This window comes from Methyloversatilis sp. (assembly GCF_030698125.1).
GTDB lineage: Bacteria > Pseudomonadota > Gammaproteobacteria > Burkholderiales > Rhodocyclaceae > Methyloversatilis.
In genome coordinates this window covers 17,848-41,113 of sequence record NZ_JAUYNV010000026.1, presented here as the reverse complement: position 1 = coordinate 41,113, position 23,266 = coordinate 17,848, and the positions used below count along the sequence as shown (strand labels likewise).

At 65.3% G+C, this 23,266-nt stretch carries 26 protein-coding genes and 1 tRNA gene; 9 read left to right on the top strand and 18 right to left on the bottom strand.

All coding sequences use genetic code 11. From position 1 onward, the window contains the following. Nucleotides 1–38: 38 nt before the first annotated feature. Complete coding sequence (locus tag Q8Q80_RS11755) at nucleotides 39–440, top strand: response regulator (protein ID WP_305633088.1); 402 nt, start codon at nucleotides 39–41, stop codon at nucleotides 438–440. A gap of 265 nt (nucleotides 441–705) precedes the next feature. On the opposite strand, the gene Q8Q80_RS11750 is transcribed toward Q8Q80_RS11755, so the two are convergent. The 12 genes from Q8Q80_RS11750 to Q8Q80_RS11700 form a co-directional block, all read right to left on the bottom strand. Next, nucleotides 706–834, bottom strand: coding sequence for a hypothetical protein (locus Q8Q80_RS11750; protein WP_305633087.1), 129 nt, complete (start codon nucleotides 832–834; stop codon nucleotides 706–708). A gap of 432 nt (nucleotides 835–1,266) precedes the next feature. After that, nucleotides 1,267–2,541, bottom strand: coding sequence for a phosphatidylserine/phosphatidylglycerophosphate/cardiolipin synthase family protein (locus Q8Q80_RS11745; RefSeq protein WP_305633086.1), 1,275 nt, complete (start codon nucleotides 2,539–2,541; stop codon nucleotides 1,267–1,269). Between the two features lie 31 nt (nucleotides 2,542–2,572). After that, the gene (locus tag Q8Q80_RS11740; RefSeq protein ID WP_305633085.1) at nucleotides 2,573–2,749 is read right to left on the bottom strand and encodes a hypothetical protein; all 177 of its coding nucleotides are present in this window, start codon (nucleotides 2,747–2,749) and stop codon (nucleotides 2,573–2,575) included. A 299-nt stretch (nucleotides 2,750–3,048) separates the two neighbouring features. Beyond that, nucleotides 3,049–3,498 carry a Crp/Fnr family transcriptional regulator gene (locus Q8Q80_RS19820; RefSeq protein WP_371132754.1) on the bottom strand — a complete coding sequence of 150 codons (450 nt, stop codon included), beginning with the start codon at nucleotides 3,496–3,498 and terminating at the stop codon, nucleotides 3,049–3,051. After that, nucleotides 3,396–3,767, bottom strand: a complete 372-nt coding sequence (locus Q8Q80_RS19815) for a Crp/Fnr family transcriptional regulator (RefSeq protein ID WP_371132753.1) — start codon at nucleotides 3,765–3,767, stop codon at nucleotides 3,396–3,398. Before Q8Q80_RS19815 ends, Q8Q80_RS19820 begins: the two co-directional genes overlap by 103 nt. Nucleotides 3,768–3,997: 230 nt before the next feature. Further along, nucleotides 3,998–6,013 (bottom strand): TonB-dependent receptor domain-containing protein, encoded by a 2,016-nt coding sequence (locus tag Q8Q80_RS11730; protein ID WP_305633084.1) that lies wholly within the window; start codon nucleotides 6,011–6,013, stop codon nucleotides 3,998–4,000. A 54-nt stretch (nucleotides 6,014–6,067) separates the two neighbouring features. Beyond that, a complete protein-coding gene (locus Q8Q80_RS11725) occupies nucleotides 6,068–6,736 on the bottom strand; it encodes a PEP-CTERM sorting domain-containing protein (RefSeq protein WP_305633083.1) in 669 nt (222 codons plus the stop codon). 81 nt (nucleotides 6,737–6,817) lie between these two features. Then, nucleotides 6,818–7,675, bottom strand: a complete 858-nt coding sequence (locus Q8Q80_RS11720) for an FxDxF family PEP-CTERM protein (protein WP_305633082.1) — start codon at nucleotides 7,673–7,675, stop codon at nucleotides 6,818–6,820. Nucleotides 7,676–7,798: 123 nt separating this feature from the next. Beyond that, nucleotides 7,799–8,173 carry a DUF2946 family protein gene (locus Q8Q80_RS11715; protein WP_305633081.1) on the bottom strand — a complete coding sequence of 125 codons (375 nt, stop codon included), beginning with the start codon at nucleotides 8,171–8,173 and terminating at the stop codon, nucleotides 7,799–7,801. Between the two features lie 4 nt (nucleotides 8,174–8,177). Further along, entirely contained in the window at nucleotides 8,178–8,702 is a 525-nt protein-coding gene (locus Q8Q80_RS11710) for a YcnI family protein (protein ID WP_305633080.1), read from the bottom strand. A 1-nt stretch (nucleotide 8,703) separates the two neighbouring features. Continuing rightward, nucleotides 8,704–10,803 (bottom strand): TonB-dependent receptor, encoded by a 2,100-nt coding sequence (locus tag Q8Q80_RS11705; RefSeq protein ID WP_305633079.1) that lies wholly within the window; start codon nucleotides 10,801–10,803, stop codon nucleotides 8,704–8,706. A gap of 102 nt (nucleotides 10,804–10,905) precedes the next feature. After that, nucleotides 10,906–11,268 (bottom strand): DUF2946 family protein, encoded by a 363-nt coding sequence (locus Q8Q80_RS11700; protein WP_305633078.1) that lies wholly within the window; start codon nucleotides 11,266–11,268, stop codon nucleotides 10,906–10,908. Nucleotides 11,269–11,398: 130 nt separating this feature from the next. Between Q8Q80_RS11700 and pcnB the strand changes: the two genes are divergently transcribed. The 7 genes from pcnB (at nucleotide 11,399) to Q8Q80_RS11665 (ending at nucleotide 16,968) form a co-directional block, all read left to right on the top strand. Then, the gene (gene pcnB / locus Q8Q80_RS11695) at nucleotides 11,399–12,742 is read left to right on the top strand and encodes a polynucleotide adenylyltransferase PcnB (RefSeq protein ID WP_305633077.1); all 1,344 of its coding nucleotides are present in this window, start codon (nucleotides 11,399–11,401) and stop codon (nucleotides 12,740–12,742) included. Then, nucleotides 12,739–13,092, top strand: a complete 354-nt coding sequence (locus tag Q8Q80_RS11690; protein WP_305633076.1) for a DMT family protein — start codon at nucleotides 12,739–12,741, stop codon at nucleotides 13,090–13,092. The genes pcnB and Q8Q80_RS11690 overlap by 4 nt, the downstream gene beginning before the upstream one ends. A 29-nt stretch (nucleotides 13,093–13,121) precedes the next feature. Next, nucleotides 13,122–13,760, top strand: coding sequence for a deoxynucleoside kinase (locus tag Q8Q80_RS11685; RefSeq protein WP_305633075.1), 639 nt, complete (start codon nucleotides 13,122–13,124; stop codon nucleotides 13,758–13,760). Next, nucleotides 13,757–14,593, top strand: a complete 837-nt coding sequence (panB, locus tag Q8Q80_RS11680; protein ID WP_305633074.1) for a 3-methyl-2-oxobutanoate hydroxymethyltransferase — start codon at nucleotides 13,757–13,759, stop codon at nucleotides 14,591–14,593. Before Q8Q80_RS11685 ends, panB begins: the two co-directional genes overlap by 4 nt. A gap of 51 nt (nucleotides 14,594–14,644) precedes the next feature. Next, nucleotides 14,645–15,484 carry a pantoate--beta-alanine ligase gene (gene panC / locus Q8Q80_RS11675; protein WP_305633073.1) on the top strand — a complete coding sequence of 280 codons (840 nt, stop codon included), beginning with the start codon at nucleotides 14,645–14,647 and terminating at the stop codon, nucleotides 15,482–15,484. A 119-nt stretch (nucleotides 15,485–15,603) separates the two neighbouring features. After that, nucleotides 15,604–15,987 (top strand): aspartate 1-decarboxylase, encoded by a 384-nt coding sequence (gene panD / locus Q8Q80_RS11670; RefSeq protein ID WP_069040451.1) that lies wholly within the window; start codon nucleotides 15,604–15,606, stop codon nucleotides 15,985–15,987. Nucleotides 15,988–16,089: 102 nt separating this feature from the next. Beyond that, a complete protein-coding gene (locus tag Q8Q80_RS11665) occupies nucleotides 16,090–16,968 on the top strand; it encodes a LysR family transcriptional regulator (RefSeq protein WP_305633072.1) in 879 nt (292 codons plus the stop codon). 78 nt (nucleotides 16,969–17,046) lie between these two features. Here Q8Q80_RS11665 and pepN read toward each other — a convergent pair whose 3' ends face one another. Next, on the bottom strand, nucleotides 17,047–19,704 hold the full coding sequence (gene pepN / locus Q8Q80_RS11660) for an aminopeptidase N (protein ID WP_305633071.1): 2,658 nt from the start codon (nucleotides 19,702–19,704) through the stop codon (nucleotides 17,047–17,049). 258 nt (nucleotides 19,705–19,962) lie between these two features. Between pepN and Q8Q80_RS11655 the strand changes: the two genes are divergently transcribed. After that, the gene (locus Q8Q80_RS11655) at nucleotides 19,963–20,541 is read left to right on the top strand and encodes a hypothetical protein (RefSeq protein WP_305633070.1); all 579 of its coding nucleotides are present in this window, start codon (nucleotides 19,963–19,965) and stop codon (nucleotides 20,539–20,541) included. A gap of 211 nt (nucleotides 20,542–20,752) precedes the next feature. Here the strand turns inward: Q8Q80_RS11655 and Q8Q80_RS11650 are convergent. The 5 genes from Q8Q80_RS11650 to lspA all read right to left on the bottom strand — a co-directional run bounded on the left by Q8Q80_RS11650 (nucleotide 20,753) and on the right by lspA (nucleotide 23,261). Beyond that, nucleotides 20,753–20,828: transfer RNA gene (locus Q8Q80_RS11650), tRNA-Thr, on the bottom strand. Between the two features lie 90 nt (nucleotides 20,829–20,918). After that, nucleotides 20,919–21,344 (bottom strand): Fur family transcriptional regulator, encoded by a 426-nt coding sequence (locus Q8Q80_RS11645; protein ID WP_305633069.1) that lies wholly within the window; start codon nucleotides 21,342–21,344, stop codon nucleotides 20,919–20,921. Nucleotides 21,345–21,392: 48 nt separating this feature from the next. Continuing rightward, complete coding sequence (gene ispH / locus Q8Q80_RS11640) at nucleotides 21,393–22,319, bottom strand: 4-hydroxy-3-methylbut-2-enyl diphosphate reductase (protein ID WP_305633068.1); 927 nt, start codon at nucleotides 22,317–22,319, stop codon at nucleotides 21,393–21,395. 10 nt (nucleotides 22,320–22,329) lie between these two features. After that, entirely contained in the window at nucleotides 22,330–22,770 is a 441-nt protein-coding gene (locus tag Q8Q80_RS11635) for a peptidylprolyl isomerase (protein ID WP_305633067.1), read from the bottom strand. Next, nucleotides 22,767–23,261: a signal peptidase II gene (gene lspA / locus Q8Q80_RS11630; RefSeq protein WP_305633066.1), complete on the bottom strand. Its 495-nt coding sequence runs from the start codon at nucleotides 23,259–23,261 to the stop codon at nucleotides 22,767–22,769. The genes Q8Q80_RS11635 and lspA overlap by 4 nt, the downstream gene beginning before the upstream one ends. Nucleotides 23,262–23,266: the final 5 nt, after the last annotated feature.

Genomic DNA, 23,266 nt, shown 5'->3' with positions numbered 1-23,266 from the left:
GCGCTCCCGGGCTTTGTCCCCTGACGCAGGACGCCGCCGTGGAATGGCCCCGTTCTCCCTCTGAAGCCGCACGGCAGCGCCCGATCCGGGTGCTGCTGATCGAAGATTCGCCGCTCATCCGCAAGCATCTGGTTGCCCTGCTTGAAGACAGCGCAGGGATCAGCGTGAGCGACGAGGTCGACACCGAAGCGGCGGCGATCTCGGCGCTCGACAACAACACCTTCGATGCCGCCGTCGTTGATCTGCAACTGCGGGAAGGCAGCGGATTCGGTGTGCTGCAGCATCTGAAGCGCCACTACCCCGACTTGCTCGCGGTTGTACTCACCAACAGCAACACACCCGCCATGCGCGCGCGCAGCCTGGCGCTCGGCGCTCATCACTTCCTGGACAAATCGAGCGAATTCGACCGCGTGGCCGAACTGCTCGAAGCCCTGCGCTGACTTGTCGGACAGGCGTCGCGGCGGGCGCACAACCATACCGATTGCCCCGGCTGACTCACCCTTCGGTCCGCACCTGTCCGGCCGGCTGAAATCCTGAGGTGGATCGGTCCTCATACACAACACGCCCCGGTCAGGTTGACTAGAAGGATCAGCGCATCGCATTCGGCCCATTCAGTCGTCAGTACCGGATGTTCGAAGCTCGACTGCAAAACCTGTCTTCGCGCCCCGGTTATCTCTGCTGCACCGGCAAGAATTCCCACGTCAATCATTTCCTCCGGACCCGTGTCTTCGATGCCGGCACCAGACGGGCGCGGAGTTCGGCATCCAGGCCGGACGACGCATGCATGTCGGTATCGACCATGCCGGCATCCAGGTCGCGCTTGGCCTGGACCATCACAGGATCAGGCTCCTCGGCGATGGCGTCGGGCGACGCATCCCGTTCGTGTGGCAACGCAAGGCCGCTGGCGGGTGCATGGGTTCTGGGGGTACGCGGTGGCGTGGCCACCTGCCGTCCGACAGGACGTCTCGTGCTTGAGCTTCCGGGCATATGCAACCTCGTTCTGGCGGTCGATCATCGGGCAGGTCAGGTCGGTTCGGCGAAGTGCCCGGCAGGTGCTGTGTGAATGTTCATGGACTTTGTCGAGCGGCGGCGTGCACACGCTGCAGGTCGCACGCCGCCTGCGCGGGCGGTCCCGGTCAGGCGGTGCCGTTGTTCCGGTCCCGCGCATCGCGCGCCTCACGCCTGGCACGGTCCCCGGCAAGTCAGCAACCGGGTGAGCCATGTTCGGCCCGCTGCTCGAAAAGGTCTGTGCGACCGCCCACATGGTCAGAGCTGGGTGCCGATGACCGTGGCCAGCCACTCGCCCACCCTCTCGCGTACGGGTCTGGCCTCCCACTGTGCGTAGGTCACAGGGCGGGCCTGCGCGAGATCGGCTTCGAAAGCCGCGGTCTGGGCGCGGGCGAATGCGCTGTCGACGATGTTGAGTGTCGCTTCGTCGTTGAGGCGAAACGACCGGTTGTCGAAATTGGTCGAACCGACCGAAGTGAGCAGACCGTCGATGATCATCAGCTTGCAGTGGTACATCGTCGGTGCGTACTCGGCGATGGTGGCGCCGGCTTTGAGCAGTGGCCCCCAGGTGGCCCGCGACGCGCTGCGCACGGTGTCGCTGTCGATGTGCTCGCCGGGCACCACGATGCGCAGCCTGACGCCACGCTTCAATGCCTCGGCGAGCGCTTGCAGCGTCAGCGCGTCCGGCACGAAGTACGCAGCAGACAGATCGATCGAACGCGATGCCGCGGTGATGGCGAGCAGGTACATCAGTTGCATGCTTTCGCTGCCACCGCTGGGCGAACTGCTGAACATCTGTGCCGATGCGGAGCCCGCGGGTGTCAGCGCCGGAAAGTAGTCCGGTCCGTGCAGGACGTCGCCGGTGACCTTGATCCAGTTGTCGATGAAGACCGACTGCATCTGCGCCACGACAGGACCTTCGACTTCGAAATGCGTGTCGCGCCAGTGCTCGGCGTCCTGCGCGCGACCTGTCCATTGCGGCGCGATACCCACCCCGCCCGTGAAGCCGATGCGACCGTCGATGACCAGCAGCTTGCGGTGTGTCCGGTTGTTCATGCGCCCGAGATGCGACCAGTGCGGGGGATGAAACCGCCTGACCTGGACACCGGCCTGCTCCATCACGGTCATCAGGCTGTCGTCCATCTTCGCGCTGCCGACCCAGTCGAGCAGCACATGAACCTTCACGCCACTGCGCGCACGCTCGGCCAGCGCGTCGGCAAACGCGCGGCCGATGTCGCCCGACCAGTAGATGTAAGTCTCGAAGGTGATGGATGCCCGGGCGCCGCGGATCGCCGCCAGCATCGGCGGAAATATCTCGTCGCCGTTGAGCAGCGCGCGCACCTGTGTTCCCTGCACGAAAGGCGGCCCGAGAAGCACGCCGAGCTCCTGCATGAATCGGGGATCATCAAGCGTGTAAAGACGTTCGATACGGCGCTCGATCTTCGTTTCGCCGCCGACGAAATTGGCGACCAGCAAGCCGGCGATTCCGCTCAGGCCGGCCACGACAACGGCGGCGGGAATCCAGCGGGGCATGTGACGCATCTGTCTGCGACTGACCGGCGGGTCAGCGCCTGCGCCCGCATTTGGCTTTCGGCGCCGCCGGCGCAAGCGCGTCGGCCGCAGCCTTCACCCGTCGCCGAGCCTGTGCGGTCGCCTGGCCGCGCAAGGTGCCTGCGACGCGATGCGCCGTACTCAGCCACAGGCTCATGACCGGGTTCTGCTTCAGCCAGGGGTTCGCCATCTGGGTCCTTCGGCTGTCGCGGCAAGCGCCGGAATGATGTTGTCGGTGTCGGGAACGCCCCGGGAAGTCGAACCGCGGAACGCACAACCCGGGTCCCGGCGCTGTGGAACGTGTTGCAGAGCCTCGTCTGACGGGTATTCGACGAAGCGGCTGTCGGTGTTCGTCACGATGTCTGCCGACAGGAGGACCTGCCCGGTGCGCACGCATGAGGGTCGCACAAGCGCGCCCGAGGATCCCGGCATCACTCTGATGCACAGGGCGGGCTGCCAGCGTATGCCAGCGAAGAAACCCTGAAGCAATCAGGCCGCCTGGACGGCTGGCAGAAGGCGATCGTATTCGCGCTTCACCACGCGATAGCAATCGCATGCGCGGGCCTCGAGACCGGCGCGGTCCAGCACCCAGATATGGCCGCGCGCGTAGTGGATGATGCCGGCAGCCTGCAGCCTGAGCGCCGCTTCGGTGACACCCTCCCGGCGCACGCCCAGCATGTTGGCAATCAATTCCTGAGTCATCAACAGCTCGTTGCCGTGCTGGCGGTCCAGGCTTTGCAGAAGCCAGCGGCAAAGGAGCTGATCCACCGAATGGTAGCGGTTGCACATTGCCGTGTGGCTGATCTGCGTGAGCAGTGCCTGTGTGTAGCAAAGCATCAGGTACTGGACACGATCGGAGCGTTCGAATGCGGCATTGACGGCCTCTGCGCGAAGCCGGTAGCCGCTGCCTGCGCTGCACACCTCGTCGCGGATGGGCATGGATTCGCCCCCAGGAAGACGCAGATCCCCACCGCACCTTCACGGCCCACGACCGCGATCTCCGACGACGCGCCGCCTTCCGTCGTGTAGAGCAACGAGACGATGGCGCTGGTCGGGAAATAGACGAACTTGCGGGGAATTCCGGACTCGTGGATGACCTTGCCCAGCGGCAGATCCACCCACTCGAGATGCGGCGTCAAAAGCTGTAATTCTTCATCGGGCAGAGAGGCCAGCAGTTGGTTCTCGTGCGCGTAGTCAAGTGCGAACATGTCTCGATCCCCCGGAGTGTCGTTCTGCAAAACATGACTTACTCGTCGTGCTTAGCTCCCCGAATATCCCAAAAATCTGTAGTTATGACCGTTCGATACCGTACATAGGTAATCGCCGACCTGACCGGTGCCCCGCCCCAGTTCCAGGTGTCAGTACCGCTGCCGATTCCACAACCAAAGCGGCGTGTTCAAGGGTTCGAGAACCGGGCAAACCACCCACCGCTCGCCGCTCAGAAGTCGACGCGCGCACGCAGCCACGCCAGCCGCCCCGGCTCGTTCACCCTTTCGGTCAGCACCAGCCCGGCCGGCTGAAAGCCGCCGGTGCGGCTGATGTGTTCGGCGTAGTTGCGGTCGAACAGGTTGTCGACGCCGGCGCTCAGCACCACGCCCTTCATTGCCTGCCAGCTCGCCATCAGGCGCATCGTGGCAAAGCCCGGCGTCTCGCCGAGGTCGGTACCGAGCGCATTGCCGAAGCCTGCATGGATACGGTCCTGCCGTTGCACCAGTCGGACACCGCCGCTCACGCTGAACGTGGGACGCAGATATTCGAGTCCGAGCCGCACCTCCGCCGGCGAGGTCTGGGCGAGCGGAACGTCCTGCGTCAGGTTGTCCGCCCGAGTCCATGCCACTGAACCCACAGCGTGCAGATCGCCGACGACGCGCAGTCGCGCGTCCAGCTCGGCACCGACACGACGCGCGTCCACATTGCGTGCGGTGATGCCCTGCTCGGCCAGGATGAAATCGCCGATCCGGCTGTGGAAGGCATTCACGGCGACATGTGTGTCGCCGGCGCGCCAGTTCAGCCCGGCGTTGATTTCGCGGTTGGTTTCGGCGTCGATGTGGAAGGCGGAGAAACTTGCCCGCTCCAGGTTCGACGCGGCGCGCTGTGCGACACCGAAGGCGATGAAGCCGTCGAGCGACGGATCGATCTGCCACTGCAGCCGCAGGAAGCCGGAGCGCAGCGTTTCGGTACGTTCCTCGCCACTGCCCGGCAACAGCTGGGTACCCAGGAAGTTGCGCAGCTCACCCGCCTGCGTGTGCAGACGATCGACGCGCAGGCCGGCACGCAGCGTGACGGTGTCGCGACGATGGGTCATTTCGGCGAACGCGCCCTGCGTGCGCGCATCGAGGCGGTAGAACGAAGTCAGTGATGCGGTCGACAGCGGACAGTTGTCGGTGCCGGTGAAACAGGTACGCGTGGTGCGGAAGTTGTCGCCTTCATGCTCGTCTTCGCGCACATCGGCGCCCGCCAGCACATCGGTGGCCGCATCGAGATCAAAGCGAGCACTCAGGCGGGCCGTACGTCCGGTGTAGTCCTGACGCATCAGCAGCGTCGGGAACTGGTCGAGAAAGCCGGGCACCAGTTCGACTGGCTTGATCGGGCGATAGGTGTAATCGTCCATCAAATGATTCACGTGCTGCCAGCGCACCGAAAACTCCAGCGCCGACAGCGTGCGGCCGGGTCTGCGATGGGTGAGTTTCGCGCCCCAGACCGAGCGCTTGAAGCGCGTGCCATCCATGTGGAAAGCCGGAAAGCCGGCGATCGCGTCGCCATTTTCGATATCGACTTCGACGTCGGTGTCCGGGCCGAGCCGCGCACCCGCCGCAAGCGTTGTCGAATACCGTGTGTAGAACGACTGGAAGCGGCGTCCCGCGCCATCGCGGTAATCATCGGAATCGTTGCGTACGGCACCGGCCCGCAGCCAGAACTGCTCGCCCGACCAGCTGTATTCCGCCGACAGGTCAAGCCGGTCGAAACCGCTGCGGCCGACCGCCGCCCTCAGCCGGCTGCCCTGCCCCGGCTCGGGCGGCAGGCGCTGCACGCGTATCTGACCGGACAGCGCCGGGCCGAACTGCACGGTGTTCGGCCCCTTGACCACGGTCAGCACGTCATAGCTGTCGGGCTGCAGGTAGGAGGTCGCCGGGTCCATGCCGTGATTGCAGGCGGCATCGGCAACGGCGTCGTTCACGACGATGGGCAGGCGCGCGCCGCCGAGTCCGCGCAGGAAGGCGCTGCCGGCCGTGCCGCCGACCCGGCTGATGTTGAAGCCGGTGATGTCGCGCAGCAGCTCCGATGCATCGCTGTGCGAACGCGGCACTTCACGCAGGTCGACCACGGTGTCGGGCGCGCCATCGGAGCGCGTGGCGGTGATGCTGACCGTCGGCGCGACCGTCTGCGAAGCGGCAGCAGTCGACCACAGCAGCAGGCACAGGCCGCGCGCCCGCAGGGAAAGGTTGGATGTCATCGATATGGGTCGCTCTCCGGCACGCCGAATGGCGCTCCGGAGAGCGGCTTCTTGTCAGCTGCGTCGGGCCGCGCGGCGCGCCGCGAAAGCCGTCAGGCCGAGACCGCCCAGCAGCAGCGCCCAGGTCTGGGGCTCCGGTACCGGCGGGGGGCTCACTTCATGTTCGAACGCCACGGCGACGCGGATCTGGTTGCGCAACGGATCACCCATGCCGGGCATTGCGACGTGGTGATACATCGACCCGTTCAGGTTCAGCCAGAGGCTGTTTTCGTCATGCGAAAAATGCAGCGACGGCTCGAAGCCCTCGATCAGGTTGCCGCTCTGGCCACTGACGTAGCCGGTGTTGCTGATCGTGGCGGATTCGATCGGTTCGAGCACGTTGGCGGCGTCGAACACGCGAAAGCCGATGAATTCGGGCGAACCGAAATTCATGAAATCGATGCTGCCGGTGTAAGTGAAAGCCAGACCGCTGTCGAAGATGTCAACGCTCCACGAAGACGTACCGGCCGAATTGAGGCTGATCTTCGGTATTTCGACGGCATCGCTGACGCTGACCACGAAGGTCTGCAGTGCCTGGAAGCCCGCACCGAGTCCGAGGTCGAGACCGTACTGGACGGTGACGGCATGGTCTTCGAAACTGGCGTGAGCACTCGCGGCCGAAGGCGCGAATGCAGCGGCAACTGCGATGCCGGCGACGAAACTGCGTGAAAGTGCATTTCTCATGATGGGTATTCCTTTCGTTCGAATGTATGAGGCGGATCGGTCAGCCCGATCCGCGTGCTTGAACCGGCAGTGCGAATCAACTCAGATCAGCGTGGTGCGGCGGCGCGCGATCAGCCCGATCAGGCCGAGGCCGGCGAGCATCAGCGCCCAGCCTTCGGGCTCGGGCACGGCGGTGACCGACAGCGCTGCCGAAAAGCCGCGCTGCGCCGTACCGGCGTCGAAGTCGATATACGGGCTGGCATAGCGCGCGCCGCCCACGATCAGGCTGTAGCTGCCGGCGGCCAGCGTGAAGGTGGCCGAGACGGTGCCGTCTGCGCTGCCGTCGCCGGTGATGTCGATCACCTTGTCACCGTTGACGTCGACGCCAGCGCCATCCACGGCCTGACCGATATAGCCCAGCCGGGCCGACGCCCAGCCGGACGCGCCCACTTCGGCCAGCTTGTTGCCGAGCCAGAAATCGCCGCTGGCATTGAATGCGCCTTCACGCGTTCCGGTGATGCCGGCGCCGAGGTAGTTCGGATTCAGCGTGGGCAGGAAGCCCGGATGATTGGCGAGGTAGTCCGGATGGTCGCCGCCTTCGAAGGCCGCAGCAGGTGCCAGCCCGCTGTACAGCGAAAAGCCCGGAGTCAGGTCACCCAGGGCAATCAGCGTGTTGCCGCCGCTGAGGTAGTCGAAGCTCGATGCGCTGACCGTCAGCGTGACGACCGATGCTTCGGTGAGCGTGAACTTCGCCCAGCGCAGGCGGTGGCTGTCACCCCAGTCGGCGTCGGCGCCATCGGCCCAGCCGAAATCGGACGTGACGCGCTGGTTCGACAGCGTCCAGGTATTGCCCGCCTGCACGCCATTGGCGAGGAAGTCGCGCGTGCTGTAGCTGACATGGGCGAAGGCCGAAGCGGAAAACAGGCCGGCGAGCGCGGCCACGATGATTCTGTTCTTCATGAAAAGTACTCTCCTTGATGATTGCAGGTGCGCTGCGCAGTGCTGGCTTCAGCGCACGGAAGCGCACGACATCCATCCTCAGGCAGTAGCCGGAGGTCGGTGCCGGACGATTTGGCAGGTGAATCAGGAGAGCGGTGGTGGCGCGCGCGGCTGCCAGTGCGCACCGGTTTCGATCCGGTGCCCGGTATCGATGGCACGCGCGATCGGCGCGTCGGACTGACCGGATTCGGTGAGCGGAAATGGCAGCGGCGAGGGTGACAGCGCGAAAGCCGAGACGCACAGCGCGCAATGCTGTCCGTGCGACACCATGTTGTCCGGGCCGCCCCGGATGTCGCCGGCGTCCGCTGCAGACACGCTGCATATTTCGTCGAATGGCGTGGCGACGCGCAGGGCGCCACCCAGCGATGACATGACGAACTGCAGAACGAACGCGCACAGCAGCACCCACGCCAGCCTGAGCAGGCGTGCGGTGCGAGGTGGGCGCGCGTATCGGTGCATCGGCTCAGTGATGCGGACGGGCTTCCGCAGGCAGCAGGTCGAGAAGCGCCGCCGGCATCTTCACATCACGCATGCCCTGGCCTTCGGCGGGAATCTGCGACCAGTCGTTCGCGCCATGCTCGCACTGCTGCATCACCTTGAACCAGCGCCGTCCGGGCGCGTCCGGCAGCTTCATCATCAGCGCGAACTCGTCGTAGTGCGCATCGGCAAGCGGGCCACCGGTCCAACTGACTTCGACCACCGCCTCGCCGACCGGCTTGCCGTGATGCATCAGCGGCTGCGCCAGCTTTTCGGTGCGCACGACGACTGTCCAGCCAGGCTTCACCATGGGTTTCACGCTGGCCATCGGCTCGGGCAGACGTATCGTGATGGCGGTGGTCGGCGAGCCTTCGCAGCCGTGCCCGACGCGGAAGGTGCCCTTGTAGTAGCTGCCGGCAGGCGCCGTCTGCTGCTCCAGCACGACATGCGCCGCGGCCACGACCGGCAGACCGAGCAGCGCGAATGCCAGGCCGTTCAGATATCGATTCATGTCACATCTTCCATTCGATGCCGGCATAGACGGCGCGGCCGTCGCCCGGCAGATAGACATTGCGTGCCCCGGCTGCCAGCGCACTGAAGTCGCGCACGACACTGGTGGTCGCGGCATAGCGGCGGTCGGACAGGTTGCGGCCTTCGATGAACCACGAAAGCTGTTTGCCGACCTGCTGCTGGACGCGCAGGCCGAAGAGGGCGTAGTCGTCGGCGAATTCGGTATTGGCCATGTCGACCGCGTAGCGCTGCGGCGACCACTCGGTGCTGGCGGCGATCTTCAGCGGACCGCCGGGCGCCGCGTGGAAGCGGTAGCCCAGCTCGCCGCGGAACAGCGTGCGCGGCACACCGGGCAGCCGGTTGTCGCCGAACAGCGGGTCGTTGTCGAAGCGGAAGTCGTTGTACAGAAGCGCCTGGCGCCATTCGAAGCCGGCGCCGAAACGGCCGTCGGCCGCGAACTCGATGCCGCGATGGATCGCCTTCGGCACGTTCAGCGTGGTGCTGACCGGTGCGCCGCCCAGGTTGAGCGTGTAGGCCAGCAACTCGTCGGTCACCCGCGCGTGGTAGATCGCGACGTCGTAGCGCCCCCATGCGAATTCGCCGCGGCTGCCCGCTTCCCAGGTGGTCGCACGCTGTGCGCGCAGCGAGTCGATCACCGTCGCACCGCCGGTCAGCTCACCGAATGACGGCGGCTCGAAGCTGCGCGACACGTTGGCGAACACCTGCATCGAGGGCGACACGTCGTGGCGCACGCCGAGCTTCGGGCTCCAGCCGTCGAAGGTGCGCGCGAAGCTTTCGTCGCCGCCGGCGCAGGTCAGCGGTCCGCCGGCGAAACACAGGTCGCGGCTCTTGCGGCGCGCATGTGTGTATTGCGTGCCGACCACCGCCGTCCATGCCGGCGCGAAGGTGAGCTGGCTTTCGACGTAGCTTTCGAGATTGCGCGCGCTGGTATCGAGCTTGTTGGTGCGCCCGCCGCGACGGCCCGCGACGTTCACGAAGCGATCATCGTCGGTGTCGCCACGCGCCGCGCCGACACCGGCAACCAGACGATGCGGCAGACCGGCCAGCGTCGCTTCGGACACGACGCGCAGCTCGGCGCCGAAGTCCTTGCTACGCTGGTCGAGCACCTGGAAGATGGGGTGGAACAGGTCCTTGTCGGCGTAGTAGGCCGACAGTTCGACCCGCAGGCCGTCACCGGCCAGCCACACGGTGCGGTTCGACACGCGCCACAGGTCGATGTCGCGCTTCTGGTCGCCGGTGAGATTGCCCGGCGCCGCCTGGCGCGGATTGGCCTTGAGCTGCGCGCGCGTCAGATTGCCCGGCAGTTCCGAATCACTTTTCGCGGCCTGCATGAAGAAGCGGGTTTCCAGTGACGGGGCGATGCGCAGCCCGATATTGCCGACGACGCGCTGCGTGTCCTGCCGCGCATGATCGCGAAAGCCGTCCTGCGTGAAGCTGGACAGGCTGAGATAGCCATCGATGTCGCCGGCGACGAAGCCGGTGGCGAGCTGGCTGCGCAGATAGCCGAAGGCGCCGGTTTCCGCGCGCACGGTCAGGCGGGGTGCGTCGTGCCCGGTGGGTGATACGTAATTGATCGCACCGCCCAGGCTGCTCGCACCGTACTGCAGCGCATTGCCGCCGCGCCACACCTCGATGTAACGCGTGGCGAGCGGCTCCAGCACCTGGAAGTCGCCGCCGCCATCGGCCTGATTGATCGGCACACCGTCCTGCATCAGCTTGATCCCGCGCAGGTGGAAAGTGCGCTGCAGGCCGGAGCCGCGGATCGACAGGCGCGACTCTTCCGAACCAAAACGCGGCTGCACGAACACGCCCGCGCTGTAGCCGAGCGCGTCCTGCAAGGTCGACACGCGAGCATCGCGAAAGGATTCTGCATCGATCACGTTCGCACCGCCGGGCGTCAGCGCCATCGCGGCCCGGGCGGATTCGAGGTCGGCCAGCGTCGTGGACAGGATGCGCCGGGCCTCGATGCGCTGCTCCGGCAGCTGAACCGTGGTGTCGGACGCCATCGCAAGGCTGCTGACGGCAATGGCGAGGGGCGACAACGCGAACAGGCGCGCAGCGGCCACGAAGGTCGATTGCATGAAGGATGTTCCGTGATGCGGTCGCGCGACAGGGGCGCGACAAGGTCGGAAGACAGTGCGCGCGGCGGCAGGGCCGCGCGTCACCGGCAGATCAGGCGGGGATCAGGCGTGCCGGGGCGGCGCGCGCGGAGACGCCGCAAGCGGCGTGAAGGTCGGAAATTCGGGAGCGAGCCGCGCCGGTGGCGGCTCGGATTCTGCGTGGCGTGCGAACACCGCGTCGAAGGCGTGCACCGGCAGCGCGAAAGCGGTTTGCGCCATGCACCAGGGACAGTGCCCCGGTTTGACCGGTTGCGGCGTGCCATCCTCGGCCAGCGCCTGAACACCGAACACGGTGCAGATTTCCGTCATCGCGGTCGGGTCGACCGACTGCTGCCAGCGCATCAGCGTCGGCAGCAGTGCCTGCGCGCAGACCGCGAAGATCGCGATCAGCAGGGTCAGGCGGAAATTGGAGCGAGTGGCGTTCATCGGCGCGGATGGTAGCGCGCCTGTCGATCGACATGCAACACGGCGGACTGACGCGTGCCGGCTTGCGTTAACATGGCGCGTCGATTATCCAAGCGCCCGGCGCGGGCCGCGCCAGAAAGTCCCACTACTGATGATCCGAAAGTTGCTGCGCCGGATATTCCGGCGCCCCGAAGACCCCACCGGCCCGCATGCCAAGCGCCCGAGCGGCCCGGTCAGCATCCCGATTGCCCAGCACGGAATTTCGCGCGACGCACTGTTGCCGGCCGCGCGCCGGGTGTGCGACGGGCTGCAGGCCGAGGGCTATCAGGCCTATGTGGTGGGCGGTGCGGTACGCGACCTCATCGCCGGCATCGTGCCGAAAGACTTCGACGTCGCCACCAGCGCGACACCGGAACAGGTGACGGCGGTGTTCCGCCGGGCGCGCATGATCGGGCGCCGGTTCAAGATCGTGCATGTCATGTTCGGCCGCGACACGATCGAGGTGACCACGTTCCGCGGCGATTCCGAAGCGGTGACCGACGAACACGGTCGCATCCTGCACGACAACGTGTTCGGCACCATGGAAGAAGACGCGGCGCGGCGCGACTTCACGGTGAATGCGCTGTATTACGATCCGGCGACCGAAACCGTCATCGACTTCCACCACGGTGTGGCCGACCTCAAGCAGAAGACGCTGCGCATGATCGGCGAAGCGCCACGCCGCTATCGCGAAGACCCGATCCGCATGCTGCGCGCGGTGCGCCTCGCGGCCAAGCTCGGGCTGGTGATCGACCCGGACGCGCGCGATCCGATACGTTCGATGGCCAGCCTGCTCGAAAACGTACCGCCGGCGCGCCTGTTCGATGAAATGCTCAAGCTGCTCACCAGCGGTCACGCCGTGCGCTGTGTGCGCCAGCTGCGCGAGGATGGCCTGCATCACGGCCTGCTGCCGCTGCTCGACGTCATCCTCGAACAGCCGATGGGCGAGCGTTTCGTCATGCTGGCGCTGGAGCGCACCGACGAGCGGGTACGCGAAGGCAAATCGATCTCGCCCGGCTTCCTGTTCGCCACCCTGTTGTGGCACGAGGTGCTGGCCGACTGGGAAAAACGCAAGGCCGCCGGCGAATCGTCGATTCCGGCGATGTTCGAGGCGATGACCGTGGTGCTCGATCAGCAGGCGGAAAAGCTCGCCATCACGCGGCGCATCGCCACCGATATCAAGGACATCTGGTCGCTGCAGCCGCGCTTTGACGCGCGCGCCGGAAAGCGGCCATTCCGTCTGCTCGAACTGCCGCGCTACCGCGCTGCCTACGACTTCCTGCTGTTGCGCGCCGGCTCCGGCGAGGTGCCGCAGGAACTGGCCGACTGGTGGACCGCATTTGCCGACGCCGACGGCCCGACGCGGGAAGCCATGCTGAGGCCGGAAGAGGCGGTCAAGAAGCGTCGTCGCGTCCGTCGCAAGCCGAACGGCAGCAGCCAGGTCGCGCCTGAATGACGATGCCGCAGCTGCCTGTCTGGTTGCAGACCGGCGGTCTGCTCGTGCTGTCGAACATTTTCATGACCTTCGCCTGGTATGCCCACCTGCGCGACCTGAATCATCGGCCATGGTGGATTGCGGCACTGTTTTCATGGGGCATCGCGCTGTTCGAGTACCTGCTGCAGGTGCCGGCCAACCGCATCGGCCATACCCAGCTGACGCTCGGGCAGCTGAAAATCATGCAGGAAGTGATCACGCTGTCGGTGTTCGTGCCGTTCGCGATCTTCTACATGCACGAGCCGTTCAAGCTTGACTACCTGTGGGCCGCGCTGTGTATGCTGGGCGCGGTGTATTTCATCTTCCGCTGACCCGACCTTCCGACCGGAATACCGCACCGATGCTGGAAAAAGCACGCTACATCGTCGTCGAAGGGCCCATCGGCGTTGGCAAGACTTCGCTCGCCCGGCGCCTCGCCGAACACCTGCAGGCGCCGACGCTGTTCGAAAAGCCGGAAGAAAATCCCTTCCTCGGCCGCTTCTACCAGAACATGGAGCGCTACGCGCTGCAGACCCAGCTGTTCTTTCTGTTCCAGCGCATGGAACAGCTGCGGGAGGTGGCGCAGGACGACCTGTTTTCCGGCCGACTGGTGGCCGATTTCCTGATCGACAAGGACCCGTTGTTCGCGTCGATGAACCTGACCGATGACGAGTACGCGCTGTACCGGCAGATCTTCACCGCGCTGAAGCTGCAGGCGCCGGCGCCGGATCTGGTCATCTACCTGCAGGCCGACGCCGATACGCTGGCCGAACGGGTGCGCCGGCGCGGCATCGACGCCGAGCGGCGCATCAGCGAAAGCTACCTGGCTCGCGTGGTGGAGCGTTACGCGCGCTTCTTCTACCAGTACGATGCGAGTCCGCTGTTCATCGTCAATGCGGAGGAGCTCAATCCGGTCGACAACGATGACGATTTCGCGTTGCTGGTCGAACGACTGACCCAGATGCGCTCCTTCCGCGAATTTTTCGGATACGCCACATGACCTATGTCCGCGATACCGACCCGGCCCGCCGCCCGGTCACGCTGAATACCCTCGCCCGCATGCGCACCGCCGGCGAACCGATCGCCATGCTCACCTGCTACGACTCCACCTTCGCAGCGGTGTGCGACGCCGTCGGTGCCGACGTGCTGCTGGTCGGCGACTCGCTCGGCAATGTGCTGCAGGGCCACGACACGACTCTTCCGGTCACCATCGACGAGATGGCCTACCACACGGGCTGCGTGGCACGCGGACTGCGCAATGTCGAAGGTCGCGCCTTCCTGATCGGCGACATGCCGTTCGGCAGCTATCAGGAAAGCCGCGAGCAGGCGATGCGCAATGCCGTGAAGCTGCTGACGGCAGGCGCACAGATGGTGAAGCTGGAAGGCGGCGCGCACATGGTCGACACCGTGCGCTTCCTGGTCGAGCGCGGCGTGCCGGTATGCGCCCACCTCGGCCTGACGCCGCAGTCGGTGCATCAACTCGGCGGCTACCGCGCGCAGGGCGTGACCACCGAATCGGCCGAACGACTGAAGGCCGACGCCGCGCTGCTCGACGACGCCGGCGCCTCGATGCTGGTGATGGAAATGGTGCCGGCCCGGCTGGCGACGGAAGTCACGGCGGCGCGCCGCTTCATCACGATCGGCATCGGCGCCGGGCTGGACTGCCACGGCCAGGTGCTCGTGCTGCATGACGTGCTCGGCCTGTTCCCCGGCCGGCGCCCGCGTTTCGTGCGCAACTTCATGCCGGGCGCGGACGACGTGCAGGACGCGCTCGGCCGCTACATCGCCGCGGTCAAGGAGCGCAGCTTCCCCGGCCCCGAGCACGCCTACTGAGCACGCCTGCCGAGACCGCCTTCGCACTCCTCCTCGCCACGCCGGACCGCCATGCAGATACACCCGACGATAGACGGCCTGCGCGCCGCGCTTGACCCACTGCGCACGCAAGGCGCGCGCATTGCCTTCGTGCCCACGATGGGGAATCTCCACGAAGGCCACGCCTCGCTGATGCGGCAGGCCGGCACGCTGGCCGACATCGTCGTGGCCAGTGTGTTCGTCAATCGCCTGCAGTTCGCCCCGCACGAAGATTTCGATCGCTACCCGCGTACGCTGGATGCCGACTGCGCCCGCATGCAGGCGGCGGGCGTGGCGCACGTGTTCGCGCCATCCGAATCCGAGCTGTATCCGCAGCCGCAGACCCTGCGCGTCGTGCCCGACCCGGTGCTGGCCGACCTGCTCGAAGGCGCTTTCCGGCCAGGCTTCTTCACCGGCGTCGCCACCGTCGTCGCCAAGCTGTTCAACATCGTGCAGCCGCAGGTGGCGGTGTTCGGCAAGAAGGACTACCAGCAGCTCATGGTGATCCGCCAGCTGGTGCGCCAGATGGCGTTGCCGATCGCCATCGTGGGCGGTGAGACGCTGCGCGCCGACGACGGACTCGCGCTGTCGTCACGCAACGGCTATCTGTCGGCGGCCGAGCGCGCGCAATCGGTGCAACTGTACGAAGCGCTGTCGTCGGCGCGTGATGCACTGCGCGCCGGAGACCGGGAATTCGCCCGGATAGAGCATGACGCCTCATCGTTTCTTGAGGCCCGTGGCTGGTCTCCACAATATGTTGCAGTGCGACGACAAGCCGACCTACAATCGCCGTCCGCTCACGAATCCAGTCTGGTGATCGTGGCCGCCGCCCTGCTCGGGTCGACGCGCCTGATCGACAACCTGGAAGTGTAGGTCGCCACAATGCGCTCCGGAGTCCATGGACACCGGGCCGGTGGTGTTCCAGCAGCGCTCTGTTGTGCGTGCTGCGGCACGTGCAGTGGTTGAAACAGCGCGATATCGAAGGAGCGCCCATGCAACGCACCATGCTTCAGTCCAAGCTGCACCGTGTCACGACCACCCATTCCGAACTGCACTACGAAGGTTCGTGTGCGATCGACCAGAACCTGCTCGACGCGGCAGACATCCGCGAATATCAGGCGATCGATATCTACAACGTGACCAACGGCGAGCGCTTCTCGACGTATGCGATCAGCGCGGAACGCGGCACCGGCATCATTTCGGTCAATGGTGCGGCGGCCCGCAAGGCGGCAGCCGGTGACCTGCTGATCATTGCCTGTTTCGCGCAATACACCGAAGTCGAACTGGCCCGCTTCGAACCGAAGCTGGTGTACGTCGATGGCAAGAACCGCATCGTGAACCAGCGCGGGCACATTCCGGTTCAGATGGCCGGCTGAACCGCCGCCGGTCTGCAGCGACCTTCCGAGGCCCGCGTCACGCGGGCCTTTTCGCGTGCACCGATGTGAAACAATGCGGGCTTGTCCATCGACTGTCCCGCAATGAACCTGCACCTTCTGCGCATCTTCCACGCTGTCGGCGAGCACACCAGCTTTTCCCGCGCAGCCGAACATCTGGGCGTCAGCCAGCCGGCGGTCTCCAAGGCGCTGCGCGAGCTGGAAGACCAGCTCGACGTGGTGCTGATCGAACGTGGCGCGCGCGTGGTCTCGCTGACCGAAGCAGGCCAGGTGCTGTTCGAGTACGCGGTGGGCATCTTCGCGATGGAGCGCGAAGCGCTCGAAGCGCTGCAGGCCTATTCCGATCTGGAGCGTGGCCGCCTGCGTATCGGCGCCAGCATGACCGTGGCGGCCTACTGGCTGCCCGGCTACGTGGCCGACTTCGCCCAGGCGCATCCGGGCGTGTCGCTGAGCCTGACCAGCGCCAACACCCAGACCATTGCCGAAAGCCTGCTCGCCTGCGAGGTCGATATCGCGCTGGTGGAAGGCCCGGTCGAAGACGAGCGCATCGAATCACGCCCCTGGCGCGAAGAGGCGCTGTTGATCGTCGCGCCGCCCGACGGCCCGCTGGCGAAAGCCGGCGAGGTCACGGTCGAGGCGCTGTCGCAAGCCACATGGGTGGTGCGCGAACCCGGCTCAGGTACGCGCGAAGTCGTGAATCGCTGGCTGGACAAGCTGGGCATCCGCCCTGCCCGACTGATCGAAGCCGGCAGCACGGAAGCCGTCATCCAGACCGTGGCCGCCGGCGGCGGCGTTTCGATGGTGCCACGGGTCAGTTCGGCCGACCAGATCGCGCTCGGAAAGGTCGCCACCTTGACGCTGCCCGGCGTGCAGTTGAGCCGCCAGCTCTATCGCCTGCGCCTGCCACGCCGTCCGCTCAGCCCGGCTGCGCTGGCCTTCGAGGCGATGATCGCTACGGATTGAGGCCGATGCAGGCAGCAGGATTCAGGGTGCCGGGTGAAGCGCCAACAGCGTAATGTCCCTTGAATCTTTCGTCTGCGCTCAAGCCAGAGCCCGGCTGACGACCTCGGCGACGTCCGGCGACAGACCCGGCTGCGCGGCGATGCTTTCCAGCGCGGCTCGGGCATGCGCCTGGCGGCCGTCATCGAAGCGGCGCCAGCGGTCGAAGGCGCGCGCCACGCGCGAGGCGACCTGTGGGTTCACCGGGTCGAGCTCGCGGATGACGCCGGCTGCATAGCTGTAGCCCGAGCCATCCGCCGCATGGAAATGCAGCGGATTGGCGGCGCAGAAGGTGCGCACCAGCGCATACACCTTGTTCGGATTCTTCAGGTCGAATGCCTCATGCGCCATCAGTTCGCGCACGCGTGCCGTCGTGCCGACCGCCGGCGACGTCGCCTGCACAGTAAGCCACTTGTCCACCACCAGCGCTTCGTGCTTCCAGCGCGCAAGGAACTCGGCCAGCGCGATCTCGCGCAGCGGCGTTTCGCTGTGCGCCAGCAGGGTCAGCGCCGCGGACTGGTCGGTCATGTTGTCGGCGTCGCGGAACTGCGTGAGCGCGCGCAACTGCAGCGCCGGATCGTCCAGTTCCATCAGATAGCCCAGCGCAAGATTGCGCAGCGCACGCCGGCCCATCGCCGCGGCGTCGGGCACATACGGTCCGGTCACGGCAAGCGAATCGAGCAGCGCCTCGAACTGCGGGCGCAAGGCCTGCGCCAGCGTACGGCGGAACAGCCGGCGTACCCGGTGTGCGGCATCCGGATCGATCACCGTCATCTGGTCGCCGAGCCAGATTTCCGACGGCAGCGCCAGCGCCTCGGCGGCGAAGGCCGGATCGTGCTCCGCCTTGCCCAGGGTGGCGGTGAAGGCGTCGACGAACACCGCTGGCACCGCTGGCACCTCCGGCACGCCGCCCGACTGCACGGTCGCCACACCGGCGAGCATGAGCCTCGTGGCCAGCCGCTGGCCGGCTTCCCAGCGGTTGAACTCATCGCTGTCATGCGCCATCAGCGTGGCCAGCGTGCTGTCCGGGCAGTCGAACAGCAAGGTCACCGGCGCCGAGAAATTGCGCAGCAGCGACGGCAGCGGCGCTTGAGTCAGGCGATGCGTCGACAGGTCGAAGTCGAAGGTCTGCGACGTTTCGGTCAGGGACAGCACCGTCGTCGGCAGGATTTCGCGGCCATCCGGCGACAGCAGGCCGACGGCAACCGGAATGTGCAGCGGGCCCCGCTCGAGCGAAATGCCTTCCTGCGCCAGACGCTTCTCGTAGGCGGTGGGCGGATTGTCCTGGGCCAGAGTGAGGCGATAGCGGCCGGATGCGACATCGAAGTCGGCGGCGGCCTTCAGCGTCGGCGTGCCCGCCTGCTCGTACCAGCGACGGAATCGGGACAGATCGACGCCGCTCGCGTCCTGCATGGCCGATACGAAGGCGTCGCAGGTGACCGCCTGCCCGTCATGGCGCTCGAAATAAAGCTTCATGCCGCGCTGGAAACCGTCTTCGCCGAGCAGCGTGTGGATCATCCGCACCACCTCGGCCCCCTTCTCGTAGACCGTGGCGGTGTAGAAGTTGTTGATTTCCTCGTAGCTGGCCGGACGCACCGGGTGCGCCATCGGGCCGGCATCCTCCGGAAACTGCGCCGCGCGCAGGCCGCGTACCTCCTGGATGCGCTGCACGGCGCGCGAATACATGTCGGAGCCGTACTCCTGGTCGCGGAACACAGTCAGGCCTTCCTTCAGCGACAGCTGGAACCAGTCGCGGCAGGTCACGCGGTTGCCGGTCCAGTTGTGGAAATACTCGTGCGCGACCACGCGGTCGATGTTCATGTAATCGACATCCGTGGCGATGTCGGGCCGCGCCAGCACGTACTTCGTATTGAAGATGTTGAGACCCTTGTTTTCCATCGCGCCCATGTTGAAGTCGCCGACGGCGACGATCATGTAGCGGTCGAGATCCAGTTCGAGGCCGAAACGCTCCTCGTCCCAGCGCATCGACTTCTTCAGCGCGTGCATCGCGAAATCGCACTGGTCGAGCTTGCCCGGTTCGACATAGATCGCCAGATCGACCTCGCGCCCGGAGGCGGTCGTATAGCGGTCGTCCAGCCGGTCGAGTTTCGCAGCGACCATGGCGAACAGGTAGCACGGCTTGGGAAACGGATCGACCCAGCGCGCCCAGTGACGGCCTCCGGCCTCGTCGCCGCTGGCTTCCAGATTGCCGTTGGCCAGCAGATCGGGGAAACGTTCGCGGCTGGCATGCAGGGTCACCGTGTAGCGCGACATCACGTCGGGCCGATCCGGAAAATACGTGATGCGGCGGAAGCCTTCGGCTTCGCACTGCGTGAAGTAACCGTCCTTCGAGCGGAACAGGCCGGACAGCGTCGTATTGACGTCCGGCCGGATGCGCACCCGGGTGGTCAGCCGGCAACTGTCCGGCAGACCGGTCAGCACGAGCCGGCCGTCCTTCAGCAGGCTGACCGGGTTGTCCAGCGTGACGTCGTCAACGCGGACGTCGATCAACTCGAGCGCCTCGCCGTCGAGTTCCAGATCGGCCCGGGGTGCGTTTTCGTTGCGCCGCACAAGCATGACTGCGCCAACCATCGTGTCGCCGTTGTCGGTGATCGACACGTCAAGGTCGATGGTATCCACCCACCAGGCGGGCGCGCTGTAGTCACGCAGATGGATGGCGCGCGAAAAAGAGTTCTTCATTTGTTAACTTCCGTGTCGATAACAGCAAGGGCAGTCGTTCGAACACTGCCTTGAACAAGGGTTCGCAACGATTGAACATCGCGGCAAAGTCAGTCTGCATGCGGCTGAGCCGAAGATCCTGTGACCGGGCAAAAGGCGCTGACAGGGTTTTTGGCACTGAAGAAGCAGGCCGGGTTAACCCTTAGTCCGGGTGACCTAAGTTCTGAAGAATGACACATCGCAGCATTACCATCGAACCAACAACTCAAAAGGTATGCCATGGGTGCAATTTTGAACGAAGGCGCGTCGGCGTCGCGCCAACAGCGTGACGAGCCGGCTTTGCGCTCCGCGCGGGAAAACGCGGCATGGCCGAGATTTTCGGCCAATGCGTCGCGCCACTCCGAAATCGGGGCCAACGGTCAGCCCGTTGCAGCGGCAGGTCTGCGCAACTGGACAGCCGGCGAGCTGGCGGCCCTGTTGTGCGAAGTGCTCAAGCGTGAACATGCCGCGCTGGCAGCCTGCCACGGACAACGCGTCGAAACCGACTGGATTCCGCTCGCTCGTTCGCTCGCCATACGCCTGGCCGAGACGCCGGGCATGACGCTGGCGACCAGTCCGCTGAAAACCCGCTTCCTGCTGCGCGAACAGATCGGCGCCTGGCTGGTGCACAACGCGCTCGATGTCGATGCTGCACATTCCGTGTTGATCGCGCTGCCCGATACCTGGAACCCCGGTCGCGTGCTGTCCTATCTGTTCCGCCATGAAATTGCGCCGATGCACTACGTCACGGCATCGGTACGCAGCAACAACCAGCCCATCTCCGGCACCACCATGATCCGCGAAGAGCTCCGCGCCTGACGCCGGAATCGCCTCCCGCGACCATCCGCGGTCGCACTCCATGCACAGTCAGACAAAGGTGGTCGTGGCCGATAGCCGCGACCACCTTTTTTCTTGGGTTCGATGGAAGGCAGACAGCCTGATTTTGTGCTCCAACGTGTCTGCCGAGTATTCGCGTGACACAAAACAAAAAGGCCAGTTCCGGGGAACTGGCCTGTCTGCTTGATTCTACTGGTGCCGCTGGCCGGAATCGAACTGGCGACCTTCGCATTACGAATGCGCTGCTCTACCAACTGAGCTACAGCGGCGAAAAAGAGCGCGCATGTTAGCCGTTGGCACGACTCAAATCAATGAGAACCTGCACGCAACGGGGAAGAATGCACGGATCGGTGCAGCGGTCACACGGCAGCGGCTGACGGGCGCATGCGGACGACGATATCCATGCCATCGGCGACCATGCCCGGCGGCAGCGACGGCATGCCATCAACGCGCAGCACGTGCTGCGGAATGTCGGTCAGGCAGCCGGTCACGATGTCATAGAGGTGGTGGTGCGGCTCGGTGTTCGGATCGAAGAACACCTTGGTCGGGTCGACGATGACCTCGCGGATGAGCCCGGAATCACGCAGCAGCTTCAGCGTGTTGTAGACAGTTGCCTTCGAGGCTGACGAAGAGGTTTCGTTCACCATCCCAAGGATCTGGTCCGCCGAAAGATGCTCCATGCGGGAAAACAGTACGCAGGCGATGTCTACACGCGGCTGCGTCAGATTGACCCCGTGCTTGCGCAGCAGATCTATCGTTTGTTCGCGGTTCAACGTGGTTTTCATGGTTCCAGTATATGTAAGCGGGCCCGTCCGCGCCAATCAACAGGTCGGTCAGCCCTGCACCAGTTCTCTCGGAAGCGGAAAGTTCACGTTTTCCGGCGCGCCTTCGAGCATGCGAACCGAGGCGGCGCCCAGTTCGCGCAAACGCGCCACCACTTCATCGACCAGCACTTCCGGTGCCGACGCCCCGGCGGTCACACCAATGCGCTTGAGACCGGCCAGCCAGGACGGATCGATCTGCGCCGCGTTGTCGATCAGATAGGCCGGCACGGCGAACTGTTCCGCGACCTCGCGCAAGCGATTCGAATTTGAGCTGTTCGGTGACCCGACGACCAGTACCAGTTCGCTGCGCGGTGCCATGAATTTCACAGCGTCCTGCCGGTTCTGCGTCGCGTAGCAGATATCGTCGCGCTTCGGACCGACGATGTCCGGGAAGCGGGCCCGCAGCGCCTCGACGATGACTTGCGCGTCGTCCACCGACAATGTGGTCTGCGTGACGTAGGCAAGCTTGCCGGCGTCCTTGACGTTCAGAAAGGCGACGTCCGCAGCGGTTTCGACCAGATACATGCCACCGTCCGTCTGACCCATCGTCCCTTCGACTTCAGGATGCCCCTTGTGCCCGATCATGACGATTTCACGGCCGGCATCCCGCATCTTGGCCACTTCAACGTGCACCTTGGTCACCAGCGGGCAGGTTGCGTCGAACACCCGCAGGCCGCGCGACGCCGCGTCGTGGCGCACCGCCCGCGGCACACCGTGTGCGCTGAAGATCAGCGTGGCGCCCTCGGGCACGAGTTCGAGGTCGTCGATGAAGATCGCGCCCTTGGCACGCAGGCTGTCGACCACAAACTTGTTGTGCACCACTTCGTGCCGCACGTAGATCGGCGCACCGTACTGCTCGAGCGCCCGCTCGACGATCGCAATCGCCCGCTCGACGCCGGCACAGAAGCCGCGCGGATTGGCCAGCAGTATTTCCATGTTTCCTCCGTCAGAGGATGCCGATGATCTGCACCTCGAAGCTTACTGCCCGCCCTGCCAGCGGATGATTGAAATCGATCAGCGCCGACTTGTCATCCACTTCCTTCACCAGGCCGGGAAACTTGTTGCCGTCTTCGCCCATGAATTCGACGATGGAATTCACCGCCAGTGCGACATCGTCCGGCAGGTCGGCGCGCGCAAAACGCTCGACCAGATCTTCCCTATGATCACCGAACACGTCGCCGGCTTCCAGTTCGAACACCTCGTGATCGCCGACCGCCAGGCCGACCAGGCAGATTTCGAGTGCCGGCGCCAGCTCGCCGCGCCCCAGCTGCAGGGTCGCAGGCCGGGAATCGAAGGTGCTCACGCGTACCACGGCCCTTTCGGTTTCCGGCACGGCCATGCGGTAATGCAGGGTCACCAGGCTGTCCGGTTTGATCTTGTCAGTCATGCTTGCTTCTCCGCACGGGCGGCGCGCGACACCAGCCAGAACTGATCGATCAGCATCAGTACGACACCCGCAGTGATGGCCGAATCGGCCACGTTGAACGCCGGGAAGCCGTGGCTCCCGGCATGAAAATACAGAAAATCGACGACCGCTCCCAGCACCACGCGGTCGATCAGGTTGCCGATGGCGCCACCCAGTATCAAGGCGAGCCCCAGCGGCAGCACGGTCTGGGTGACATGGCGGCGCATCAGCGCAATGAGCCAGATGGACACCGCCGACGTCAGCACGATGAAAAACCAGCGCTGCCAGCCGGAATGGTCGGCCAGAAAGCTGAATGCGGCGCCCGGGTTGTACACCAGCACCAGATCGAAGTAGGACGTCACGGACCAGCGCTGGCCGTAGGACAACCACCCCGTGATCAGGTATTTGGTCAGCTGATCCGCCCCCACGACAAACAGGGCGACGGCCAGCCAACCGGCAAAACGCGCAGTCATGGTGG

Coding starts and splice junctions, on each gene's coding strand:
- Q8Q80_RS11750 (WP_305633087.1), bottom strand. CDS start 834: ATGGTCCAGGCCAAGCGCGACCTGGATGCCGGCATGGTCGATACCGAC.
- Q8Q80_RS11745 (WP_305633086.1), bottom strand. CDS start 2,541: ATGCCCCGCTGGATTCCCGCCGCCGTTGTCGTGGCCGGCCTGAGCGGA.
- Q8Q80_RS11740 (WP_305633085.1), bottom strand. CDS start 2,749: ATGGCGAACCCCTGGCTGAAGCAGAACCCGGTCATGAGCCTGTGGCTG.
- Q8Q80_RS19820 (WP_371132754.1), bottom strand. CDS start 3,498: ATGCCCATCCGCGACGAGGTGTGCAGCGCAGGCAGCGGCTACCGGCTT.
- Q8Q80_RS19815 (WP_371132753.1), bottom strand. CDS start 3,767: ATGTTCGCACTTGACTACGCGCACGAGAACCAACTGCTGGCCTCTCTG.
- Q8Q80_RS11730 (WP_305633084.1), bottom strand. CDS start 6,013: ATGACATCCAACCTTTCCCTGCGGGCGCGCGGCCTGTGCCTGCTGCTG.
- Q8Q80_RS11725 (WP_305633083.1), bottom strand. CDS start 6,736: ATGAGAAATGCACTTTCACGCAGTTTCGTCGCCGGCATCGCAGTTGCC.
- Q8Q80_RS11720 (WP_305633082.1), bottom strand. CDS start 7,675: ATGAAGAACAGAATCATCGTGGCCGCGCTCGCCGGCCTGTTTTCCGCT.
- Q8Q80_RS11715 (WP_305633081.1), bottom strand. CDS start 8,173: ATGCACCGATACGCGCGCCCACCTCGCACCGCACGCCTGCTCAGGCTG.
- Q8Q80_RS11710 (WP_305633080.1), bottom strand. CDS start 8,702: ATGAATCGATATCTGAACGGCCTGGCATTCGCGCTGCTCGGTCTGCCG.
- Q8Q80_RS11705 (WP_305633079.1), bottom strand. CDS start 10,803: ATGCAATCGACCTTCGTGGCCGCTGCGCGCCTGTTCGCGTTGTCGCCC.
- Q8Q80_RS11700 (WP_305633078.1), bottom strand. CDS start 11,268: ATGAACGCCACTCGCTCCAATTTCCGCCTGACCCTGCTGATCGCGATC.
- pcnB (WP_305633077.1), top strand. CDS start 11,399: ATGATCCGAAAGTTGCTGCGCCGGATATTCCGGCGCCCCGAAGACCCC.
- Q8Q80_RS11690 (WP_305633076.1), top strand. CDS start 12,739: ATGACGATGCCGCAGCTGCCTGTCTGGTTGCAGACCGGCGGTCTGCTC.
- Q8Q80_RS11685 (WP_305633075.1), top strand. CDS start 13,122: ATGCTGGAAAAAGCACGCTACATCGTCGTCGAAGGGCCCATCGGCGTT.
- panB (WP_305633074.1), top strand. CDS start 13,757: ATGACCTATGTCCGCGATACCGACCCGGCCCGCCGCCCGGTCACGCTG.
- panC (WP_305633073.1), top strand. CDS start 14,645: ATGCAGATACACCCGACGATAGACGGCCTGCGCGCCGCGCTTGACCCA.
- panD (WP_069040451.1), top strand. CDS start 15,604: ATGCAACGCACCATGCTTCAGTCCAAGCTGCACCGTGTCACGACCACC.
- Q8Q80_RS11665 (WP_305633072.1), top strand. CDS start 16,090: ATGAACCTGCACCTTCTGCGCATCTTCCACGCTGTCGGCGAGCACACC.
- pepN (WP_305633071.1), bottom strand. CDS start 19,704: ATGAAGAACTCTTTTTCGCGCGCCATCCATCTGCGTGACTACAGCGCG.
- Q8Q80_RS11655 (WP_305633070.1), top strand. CDS start 19,963: ATGGGTGCAATTTTGAACGAAGGCGCGTCGGCGTCGCGCCAACAGCGT.
- Q8Q80_RS11645 (WP_305633069.1), bottom strand. CDS start 21,344: ATGAAAACCACGTTGAACCGCGAACAAACGATAGATCTGCTGCGCAAG.
- ispH (WP_305633068.1), bottom strand. CDS start 22,319: ATGGAAATACTGCTGGCCAATCCGCGCGGCTTCTGTGCCGGCGTCGAG.
- Q8Q80_RS11635 (WP_305633067.1), bottom strand. CDS start 22,770: ATGACTGACAAGATCAAACCGGACAGCCTGGTGACCCTGCATTACCGC.
- lspA (WP_305633066.1), bottom strand. CDS start 23,261: ATGACTGCGCGTTTTGCCGGTTGGCTGGCCGTCGCCCTGTTTGTCGTG.